Genomic DNA, 9,066 nt, shown 5'->3' with positions numbered 1-9,066 from the left:
CCCCCAACCCCGGTGAGCCCGCACCACCCACTCCGGACGAGCCGCTCGCTCCGCACCCCGTCGAGCCGACCATCCCGATCGACTGACGATCAAGCCTGCCTTCCCGCTTCCATGCGGGACGTGCTTCTCGCTTCTTCTGCATCGAGCGACGATGATCATCGAGCTCGGACGACACGGTGGAACTGCTCTTCAACCCGCAATGATGGAAACTGAATCGCCCTGGGTTTCGTTCCGTTCTTCAAGTAAGGATGGAACCGATGAGCCAGAAGTACTCTTTCGAGATGCGCGAGCGTGCGTTGCGGATGCTCGACGAGGCGAAGCCGGAGCACCCGAACCTGATGTCCGCGGTGCGGCATGTGGCCGGTCTGCTCGGCATGAGTCCGGAGACGTTGCGGGTGTGGCATCGCCGCCGCGAGGTCGTCGCCGGCCAGCAGACCGGTGCGCCCACCGACGTCGCTGAAGAGAACAAGCGCCTCCGTCGTGAGAACGCCGAGCTTAAGAAGGCGAACGAAGTCCTGCGCGCTGCGAGCGTGTTTTTCGCGAAGGAGCTCGACCGCCCCTGACGAGCATGATCCGCTTCATCGACGAGCATCGGGATCAGTTCGGGGTCGAGTTCCTCTGCCGCGTCCTGAAGGGCGCGGTGCCAGGGTTCGTCACCTCCCGCGGGTATCGCGCCGCGAAGGCGCGCGTGCCCTCAGCGCGGCAGCTACGCGACGCGCTGCTCGTCCCGGAGGTCGAACGTCTCCATGAGGAGAACTACGGCGTCTACGGGGCGAGGAAGATGCACGCCCTCCTCAAGCGCGAAGGGTGGGATGTCGGCCGCGACCAGACCGCGAGGCTGATGAAGCTCGCCGAGGTGCGCGGGGTGGCGCGGTCGAAGAAGGTGTTCACCACGAAGTCCGACCCCGCCGCAGCGTTGCCGAAGGATCTTGTGAACAGGAACTTCACCGCGGCCGCGCCGAACCGGTTGTGGGTCGCGGACATCACGTATGTTGCCACGTGGGCAGGGTTCGCGTATGTCGCCTTCGTGATCGACGTGTTCTCTCGGATGATCGTCGGCTGGAACGTCGCGGCAACGCTCAAGGCCGACGTGCTGCCGTTGCAGGCGCTGAACATGGCCGCCTTCAACGCGCGCGGCTCCCTCGACGAGCTCGTCCATCACGCGGATCACGGGTCGAACTATCTCTCGATCGTGTACACGGATCGGATCGCCGAACTCGGCGCGACGCCCTCGACCGGAACCGTTGGCGACTCGTTTGATAACGCCCTCGCCGAGGCCGTCAACGGGCTCTACAAGACCGAGCTGATCCGTCGTCGGGGTCCGTGGCGGACGGTCGAGCAGGTCGAGCTCGCGACGCTCGAGTACGTGTGGTGGTGGAACAACGCCCGCCTCCACGGCGAACTCGACTACCGCACCCCGATCGAGACCGAGGACGCGTACTACGCTGGCCTCGAATCGGCCCAGCCAGCGCCCGCTGGCCCTGTCACCGCGATTGGAGCCTGACATGCCCGAAGTTCTCCTCGACGGCGACTGGTCCGACAACCCGTGGCTGAGCCCGCCCGACGTCGTCGTGTTCGCCGACGACTTCGCCCGCCCAGACGGATCGATCATCGGACAGCACACACCGATCGGCGACCTCGTCTGGACGAAGTACGTTGGCGGCTCCGACCCCGGCAGCGACGTCGTCATCCGCTCCGGATCCGCCGGCCCGACCATCGCGTCCTCGAATCTGCTCGTGATGGGTCTGGTCGACGCCGGGACCGCGGACGGGATCCTCATTGCGACGTTCAACGCCGGAGAGGGCAACACCGCCAACTTCCTGCCGTTCCGGTTCATCGACGGGTCGAACTTCCTCCAGATGACCGTGATCAGCGGGAACTGGGTACTCCGGAAACGCACCGGCGGCACCTACACCATCCTCGTGGCAACGGGCGTCCCCAAGGCTCCGGGCGATGTCTTCACGATCACGCTGCGAGGCAACAGCGTCATCGTCGCCATCAACGGTGAGGAGCGCGTCAACATCCTCGAACCCGACCACGCCACCGCGACACGACACGGCATCGGGTCACTGCCCACGCCCGGAAACGCCGACCCCTCGTCCACCTGGCGAGACATCTCCCTCACCATCCCCGGCTCCTGGAGCTGAGAGATCCACGCACCCCGGGCGTCCCCTCTACGGAGCGGACACCGGGGCGTTTCTTTCGTGTGCCGCCGAATAGCGAGGAGCGATGGCCCCCTCAGACGAAGTTCCCGGAGGCGTCGTGCCATGCAGACCCGTTCGACCACAGCGGTTTGCCGAGTGTGGTGTCGTAGATCATCGCGCCTCGCCCAAAGGTCGCCGCGCTGGGACGATTCGCGGTCGTGTACGTGGTTAGGCGTGGCGGTCTCGAGAACTGCAGTTGCGCTGTTGCTCGATCGACCACGAAGGACCTCACCGCGTTTCCGCCGATAGTCGGGTAGGTAGCGACTTCCAGCTCGGTGTCGCTGACCTTCGCGATCCGGTACGCGGATAGTCCTGCGCTTTGGAAGACCTGGTAGATCGCACCGTCGGATGCTGCGTTGAGAGTCAGCCTGACATCGGCGCGCGTCCCCTCCCCGACCAGCGCACCGCGCGGGCCGAGATTGGTCGTGGTGGTGTCGGGTTGTCGGAGCCCGACCCAGCGGTTGCTGTGGTTCTTCACCCTGTTGCTGGCTGCGGCGGTCACGTACACGCCGTAGTTCGCGACCGGGGTGTCACGGTCATCGATGAACGTGTTCCCGGTGATGAAGATGTTTGCCCAGTCGTTCCCCGAGCCGCCAGTAACGAGGACACCGTAATTCTGGTTCACCGCGTCTGCCTCGATTGGTACTCCGGTGAAATCTGATGCGATGCCTGGCCGGATGATCATGTTGCCCTCGATGCTCACGTTCCGCATCAGGGGGCCGAGAACAATGCCGCCACGGTTGGCGTCCACGATGAGGTTGTCTCGCACAACGAGATCAGTCGACCATGCGCCCGTGGCAGTGGTGCCCCCGAGTTGGATGCCCGTGCCGCCATCACCATTCGCCGCACGATAGACGGTGTCGATGACGTTGTTCGCAATAACTCCGCGTGCTGCGCTGGCGCGAGCGGTTACGCCTCCCAGGTGAGATCTTCCGATGGCGTTTCCGGTGACGACCACGTTCGTGGGCCCGGCGTCTCCCTCGAACCCCGCCACCCAAACGCCGTAATAGAAGCTGTCGGAGAAGTGGTTGGCGATACACACGACGGATCCGTTGCCACGCGAAAGGGAGACTCCGTTGTCTGCCGAGAATCGGACGTGGTTGCCGTGGAAGATCACCGATTCGTTGAAAGTGAACCCCGTGTCCAGGCACCGTTCGGCCACATAGTCCGTAATGGTGACTGTGCCTCGTATCCCTGTGAAGAACAGTGGCAGCCCTTCGATACCGAACACGCGCACGTCCCGCACTGTGACGTCCTGCACGACAGGGGCACTCGGTCCAGGCAACCGATCCCCACGGATTCGGATAGCTGCACCAAGCCGGTCCGGGGAGAACTGGCGTTCGCTTCTCGCTGCGGATGTTCCAAGCGCCTCCGCGTTCGTCAGGCCGCCGTCGAAGGTGAAGCCCTCAAAGATCAGATCCGAGGAAGACAGCGAGCCAGAAGCGATCCTGAACGCGCATTCGACCACGCCTGCGCCGGAGGCCGCAGTGATCGTCGTCGCGATGTCGTAAGCACCCCGGATCACGACCCGGGAGAGCCCACCACAGTCGACAGGCGCCGCGAAAACATAGCTTGCCGCGGTACCGACGATCTGTCCCGCCCCGTTCGCTCGCGCGGCGACCACGGCTCTTCGCCATGCTTGATCGCCCGAGGTATCGCCCGCCTGCACATAATCCTCGACGTACAACACACCGGAACCGAGATCCGCGAGCGCCATCCCGACCGCTTGGGACGCAACAGGCGTGGCGCTGGCGCCATCCCGTTGCGAAGGCGAACTCGACGCCACGCCCGCGCCCACCCCAAGAGCAGTCAGAACCGCTCGCCTGGAGAGGGCACCGCCTGCCATGGCCATGAACATACAGCAACAGCACCCACTCAGTCAGCGGTTCATGTTGGCTCGACAAGTCCTGGGACCGAACCGGCGAGACACGCCCCTGTCCGAAGGAGCGGGCGTTTCGTCGTTCGGTTCCCCTGTGGCCACGGGCGATGCCCCCTCCCGCGGCCTCAGCCCCCACCGAGCAGCATGCGCTCCTCCACAGCCCGCAGCGCGCACGCCATCGGCGGCCTACACGCCGGGGGGCGTCGGCGGGTCGGCCAGGGGTGTTCGAGGGGGAGGTCTTCGGCGCGCAGATAGACGTGGCGCTGTCCATGCAGGGATCGTAGGCGGATGCCGGTAGCTCTGCGCAGACTTATCCACATGCCCACTGTCTCCGAGATCCTCGACTTCGAGGAACGCTGGGGCGTTCACTCGGGCGGCAAGGAGTCCGCGATCATCCGCGAGCTCGGCATCTCTCCCGTGCGCTACTACCGCGACCTCAACCGCGCGATCGACACGCGTGAGGCGCTTAAGCTGCGTCCGATGCTGGCCGGCCGACTGCGACGCATCCGAGACCAGCGGCGCCACGCTCGCCCCGCACTCAGCGCATGAAGCCGCATCCAAAGCGATGGGTAAACGATGGGTTGGCCGCTGGGAGTGGTCCGACTCCCCAGTGCTCGGTAGCAGGAGCGGGGTTCGAACCCGCGACCTCACGATTATGAGTCGTGCGCTCTCACCAACTGAGCTACCCTGCCGCGCGATACCTCCGCGCGAGCGGAGGACTGCGAGCCCCGAGTCAGGATTGAACTGACGACCCCTTCCTTACCATGGAAGTGCTCTGCCACTGAGCTATCGGGGCGCTCCCCGGATCACGATCCGGGCAACCAGAAAAGAATATCAGAGCCGACGCTCGCCGGATGACCGACGGGGAGTCAGCCGCCGGCGTGCGACCGCAGCCAAGGCAGCGGGTCGATCGCCGTCGTGCCGTTCTGCAGCACCTCGAAGTGCAGGTGCGCTCCGAACGAGTGGCCGGTGTTGCCGACGAGGCCGATGATCTGCCCCACCTCGACCGTGTCGCCGGTCTTCACCTTCAGCGAGCCGTACTGCATGTGGCCGTAGCGGGTCGAGACGAGCTCGCCGTCGATCACGTGGTCGATGATGACCATCACGCCGTAGCCGCCACCGCTCTCGGTCGCGATGCGCACGGTGCCGTCGGCGACGGCCTGGATCTGCGCCCCCGAGCCCGGCGTGAAGTCGAGCCCCTCGTGCATCGTGCCGCTGCGCACGCCGAAGCCGTAGCTGATCGACACCCCGACCGAGAACGGCCACTGGATGGCGGAGTTCACGTTGTTGGTGAAGAAGTTCGAGTAGCTGCTGATGCCGGACTCGGCGGCGATCTGAGCCGTCGAGGCCGTCGAGTAGTCGCTGCGATCGAGCGTCGCGCTCTGGGCGTCAGCCGGGGCCACGTACGCCTGGATCTCGTCGTCGGAGAACGACGACGACGTCAGCGAACCGGACACGAGCGACACCGACGCGGATGCGTTCCCGGCGCTCGCGGCGGCGACGGCCTCGGCCGGCGTGGTCATGCCGATCGCCAGCAGTCCGACGATTCCCATCGCGCCGATCGAGGCGGATGCGGCGGACGCGCGCTTGAACGAGGCGCCGGTGAAGCGGCGACGACGCGGCTCGGCCGTGACCTGCGCGTCCGCCTCGGGAGCAGTCTCGTCATCGACGATCGCCGCGGCGGCGACCTGGATCGGGGTCTCCCCCGTGAAGGCGAACAACCGTGCCGCGGCCTCGAACTCGTCGACGATCGCGTGAGCGTCCTCGTCATCGATCAGCACGGCCTCGGTGAACGCGGCCTCGTCGGAGGACGTCGCGGTAACGAGGATCTCGGCGGGAGCGGCGACCTCGGCGGATTCCGCGGCGGCCGACACCTCGACCACGGCGACCTCGGGTGCCGGGAACGGCGCATCGTCGATCGCGCTCAGGGCGACCTCGATCGGCGTCGTCCCCGCGTCGGCGGTGAGGGTGGAGGGCTGCTCCGCCGCGATCGCCGCGGGGGTGGCCGCGCGCAGGGCCAGCTCGCGCGCCTGCTTGCGGGTGAGAGGCACCCGCGCGACGGGCGCCGCCTCGGCGGAGGCCCCACCCGCCGGCTGCGCGCTCGCCTCGACGCTCTCCGAGGCGACCGCGGGCGCGGCCTGCCGTCGGCTGGAGCGTCGCGTAGGCACAGTCTCAGCCTGGGGGGTGTCGGATGTCAACGCGTAGTCGGCCTCGGTCGGGTCGCTTCGGGTAGCGACGAGCTCATCACGAAGAGGTGTTCATCTCCGCCGTTCGGGTGACGAAGATAACGAATGGGTAAACACTACCCCGCCGAGTCTGGGAATGCCATCCACCCGCCTCAGCCCGACACGACCTCGGTGAGCCGCTCGAAGAACAGCGGAGCGGCCGCGATGGTCATGGCACGGCCGGGTCGTTTCCCCGCGTAGCCGCCCACACGACCGCCCGCCTCCTCGATGATCAACGCGCCCGCCGCGTGATCCCACGGATGCAGCCCGCGCTCGTAGTAGGCGTCGAGCCGCCCCGCGGCGACACCGGTGAGATCGAGCGACGCCGCACCGATCCGACGGATGTCGCGGGCGAGGGGCATGACGGTCGACAACCGCGCGATGTCGCCCGCGTGGGTGGCCGGGTCGTAGCCGAAGCCGGTCCCGACCAGGGCACCGGCGGGCGACGGCTCGGCGACGGCCAGTCGCCGCTCCCCCTCGATGGCCGACGCAAGCCACGCGCCCTCGCCCCGCGCCGCGGCGAACAGCTCGTCGATCGCCGGGTTGAACACCGCCCCGGCGAGCGCCGTCCACTCCGCAGGATCCGCCGGGCCCTCGACGGCCGCGATGCTCACAGCGTAGGCCGGTACGCCGTAGGCGTAGTTGACCGTGCCGTCGATCGGGTCGACGACCCAGGTGATGCCGCTCGTCGAGGTGCCGGCACCGGACTCCTCGCCCAGGAATCCGTCGCCCGGGCGGGCGGCCGCCAGCCGTGCGCGGATGAGGTCCTCGACCTCGCGGTCGGCGTCGGTGACGATGTCGGCGAGGGCCGACTTCGTCGCCGCGACGCGCACGCCCTCGCGACGCCGGAGGGCGGCCAGGGCGCCCGCCTCCCGCGCGATCTCGACGGCGAGGGACTGCAGCTCCAGCGGGGTGGTCATGCCCCCACGCTACCCTCGCTTCCGGGTCGGATCCGCGGATAGCGTGGAGCGATGACCTCTTCCGTCTCGACCTACGACGCCGTGATCGTCGGCGGCGGCCACAACGGGCTCGTCGCCGCCGCGTACCTCTCTCGAGCCGGCCGGAGCGTGCTCGTCCTCGAACGTCTGCCGGGCGTCGGCGGCGCCGCCGTCTCCGAGAGCCCCTGGCCGGGCGTCGCCGCGCGTCTCTCGCGATACTCCTACCTCGTCAGCCTGCTGCCTGAGCGCCTGATCGGCGACCTCGGGCTCCGCGTCGAGCTGCGACGGCGACGCATCTCCTCGTACACGCCCGACCCGGCCGATCCCTCCCGCGGCATCCTGGTCGACACGGCGGATGCGGCGGCCACCGCGCGCAGCGTCACCCGCGTCACCGGCGACCCCGACGAGGCCGCCCGCTACGCGGCCCTCTCGACACGGCTCGCCCCGCTCGCCCGCGCGGTCTTCCCCACCATGACCGAGCCGCTGCCGACCGCGTCCGCGCTGCGGGAGAGCACCGGCGACGACGCCCTCTGGCACGCCGTCACCGCGGCCCCGCTCGGCACGCTGATCCGGGAGAGCCTCGCGACCGACATCACCCGCGGCATCGCGCTGACCGACGGGTTGATCGGCACGTTCGCGACCGCCGACGACCCCGCTCTCAGCCAGAACCGGTGCTTCCTCTACCACGTGATCGGCGGCGGGACGGGGTACTGGGACGTGCCGGTCGGCGGCATGGGCCGGGTGTCGGCGGAGCTGGAACGCGCAGCGCGGGACGCCGGAGCCGAGATCCGCACCGACGCCGCCGTCACGAGCGTGAGCCCCGACGGCGAGGTGCGGTACGCCGGGTCCGACCCGGGCGTCGCGCACGGCCGGGTGGTGCTCTCGGGCGTGGGACCCGCCGCTCTCGAGCACCTCCTGGAGCAGGGCGGCGCCGCATCCGCCGACGTCGTGCGCCCCGAGGGAGCACAGGTCAAGGTCAACATGCTCCTCTCCCGGCTCCCCCGGCTGCACGACGACGCGGTCGCTCCCGAGGCCGCGTTCGCGGGCACCTTCCACGTCAACGAGACGATGACCCAGCTCGACCGCGCGTACACCGAGGCGGTCGCCGGTCGCATCCCGGATCCCCTGCCCGCCGAGATCTACTGCCATTCGCTGACCGACCCGACGATCCTCGGCCCCGAGCTGCGGGCGGCCGGAGCGCAGACCCTCACCCTGTTCGGCCTGCAGGTGCCGCACCGGCTGGTGGCGGATGCGGACGCCGTCGCCGCACGCGCCGAACTGCTCGCGGCGGCGCAGCGCTCGCTCAACGGCGTGCTGGCCGAGCCGATCGCCGACTGCATCCTGACCGCTCCCGACGGCGCACCCTGCATTGAGGCGCGGACGACCGCCGACCTCGAGCACACCCTCGGGATGACGGGCGGCAACATCTTCCATGGAGACCTCTCCTGGCCGTGGGCGGACGACGCCGACGACGACCCCGCGCGCCGCTGGGGCGTGGGCACCCGCCACCCGCGCGTGCTGGTCTGCGGATCGGCCGCCCGCCGCGGCGGCGCCGTCAGCGGGATCGGCGGTCAGAACGCAGCGATGGCGGCGCTCGAGATCCTGGCGCGCTGACGGATCAGCGGTCCCGGGCCGGTGACCATCCGCGCGAAGGACCTACGGTTCACCTGTCGCATCCGGTCGCCGAGACCGCAGGATGCGACAGGTGAAGCGCGAGATCTCCGGGTCTGCGTCGTCTCGTCGCTGTGCTGCTCGCTCGGGAACCGCGAGCGCAGCGAGACGAAGCGTGAGGACTTCCGGGTCAGCGCGGGGGCAGCGGG

At 68.5% G+C, this 9,066-nt stretch carries 7 protein-coding genes and 2 tRNA genes; 4 read left to right on the top strand and 5 right to left on the bottom strand.

The window, feature by feature from the left end; genetic code table 11:
* Positions 1-257 precede the first annotated feature (257 nt).
* Together GVL03_RS18430 and GVL03_RS18425 are read left to right on the top strand one after the other, a co-directional pair.
* Positions 258-1,504, top strand: a protein-coding gene (locus tag GVL03_RS18430; RefSeq protein WP_159502473.1) for an IS3 family transposase whose coding sequence is annotated in 2 segments (ribosomal slippage) — positions 258-543 and positions 543-1,504 — 1,248 coding nt in all. Because the reading frame shifts where the segments join, the coding sequence is not laid out codon by codon here.
* A gap of 1 nt (position 1,505) precedes the next feature.
* Positions 1,506-2,147, top strand: coding sequence for a hypothetical protein (locus GVL03_RS18425; RefSeq protein WP_159502472.1), 642 nt, complete (start codon positions 1,506-1,508; stop codon positions 2,145-2,147).
* Between the two features lie 91 nt (positions 2,148-2,238).
* Here GVL03_RS18425 and GVL03_RS18420 read toward each other — a convergent pair whose 3' ends face one another.
* A complete protein-coding gene (locus GVL03_RS18420; RefSeq protein WP_159502471.1) occupies positions 2,239-3,921 on the bottom strand; it encodes a right-handed parallel beta-helix repeat-containing protein in 1,683 nt (560 codons plus the stop codon).
* Positions 3,922-4,401: 480 nt separating this feature from the next.
* Here GVL03_RS18420 and GVL03_RS18415 point away from each other — a divergent pair, with 480 nt between their 5' ends.
* The gene (locus tag GVL03_RS18415) at positions 4,402-4,632 is read left to right on the top strand and encodes a DUF3263 domain-containing protein (RefSeq protein WP_200847241.1); all 231 of its coding nucleotides are present in this window, start codon (positions 4,402-4,404) and stop codon (positions 4,630-4,632) included.
* Positions 4,633-4,701: 69 nt separating this feature from the next.
* On the opposite strand, the gene GVL03_RS18410 is transcribed toward GVL03_RS18415, so the two are convergent.
* The 4 genes from GVL03_RS18410 to GVL03_RS18395 form a co-directional block, all read right to left on the bottom strand.
* Positions 4,702-4,775: transfer RNA gene (locus tag GVL03_RS18410), tRNA-Met, on the bottom strand.
* A 32-nt stretch (positions 4,776-4,807) separates the two neighbouring features.
* A tRNA-Thr gene (locus GVL03_RS18405) sits at positions 4,808-4,879 on the bottom strand.
* A gap of 73 nt (positions 4,880-4,952) precedes the next feature.
* Positions 4,953-6,251: a M23 family metallopeptidase gene (locus tag GVL03_RS18400; protein WP_235038236.1), complete on the bottom strand. Its 1,299-nt coding sequence runs from the start codon at positions 6,249-6,251 to the stop codon at positions 4,953-4,955.
* A gap of 170 nt (positions 6,252-6,421) precedes the next feature.
* Positions 6,422-7,228 carry an inositol monophosphatase family protein gene (locus tag GVL03_RS18395; RefSeq protein WP_159502468.1) on the bottom strand — a complete coding sequence of 269 codons (807 nt, stop codon included), beginning with the start codon at positions 7,226-7,228 and terminating at the stop codon, positions 6,422-6,424.
* A 51-nt stretch (positions 7,229-7,279) separates the two neighbouring features.
* On the opposite strand from GVL03_RS18395, the gene GVL03_RS18390 reads away from it, so the two are divergent.
* Positions 7,280-8,860: an NAD(P)/FAD-dependent oxidoreductase gene (locus tag GVL03_RS18390; protein ID WP_159502467.1), complete on the top strand. Its 1,581-nt coding sequence runs from the start codon at positions 7,280-7,282 to the stop codon at positions 8,858-8,860.
* Positions 8,861-9,066 lie beyond the last annotated feature (206 nt).

This window comes from Microbacterium sp. 18062, assembly GCF_902706225.1.
GTDB lineage: Bacteria > Actinomycetota > Actinomycetes > Actinomycetales > Microbacteriaceae > Microbacterium.
This window is presented reverse-complemented; position numbering and strand designations above follow the sequence as displayed.